The sequence below is a fragment of the Microtetraspora niveoalba genome, from assembly GCF_001570405.1.
GTDB classification, from domain to species: domain Bacteria; phylum Actinomycetota; class Actinomycetes; order Streptosporangiales; family Streptosporangiaceae; genus Microtetraspora; species Microtetraspora niveoalba.
The window spans coordinates 1-574 of the sequence record NZ_BBYM01000052.1; positions in this window are offsets into that span (position 1 = coordinate 1).

Consider the following 574-nt stretch of genomic DNA (forward strand, 5'->3'; position numbering starts at 1 on the left):
CCCGTCATCCGGATCGGGTGGAGGTGATCGATCAGGGGGATGGGACGGTGTCGATGCGGTTCCACCGTTATTCGAAGCTGTCGTATCCCCGGCAACGGTCGCGGCCGTGGGTGGCCAGACGGTGATAGGCCGTCCGCTGGTCCCTGGCCTACCTGCCTGTGCATGCTGGCGGGCGGGGGTGGCCTGGGCAGTGCGTGGGCGGGGTGAGTCTGGCAGTGTGCCCGGCCTCCACGGTCCCGGCGGACCTGCCTGTGCATGCGGAGGCGGGGTTGGCCTGGACCATGCGTGGGCGCGGCGGGAGAGCCACGGGATCTGTCCAATGTTCTTACAGTCCCACGCCACGTGACTGCCGACCGTCGATGCGCGCCGGTCGCTCCAGTCACAGGCGGCGCAGCCTGACCGAGACTGCCCCGGTTGGGGCGGCTTGAACCGAACTGCCCCAGTTAGTGCAAGTTGATCAGGCTGCCCGGCCCATACAGGGTGGCCGGTACAGGCCGAGCGGGGCTGCCTAGCCGTTACAGACTGAGCCGGGGGCGGGGTCTGGGCGGGCCGAGTGGGGGGTGCAGGGTCGGGG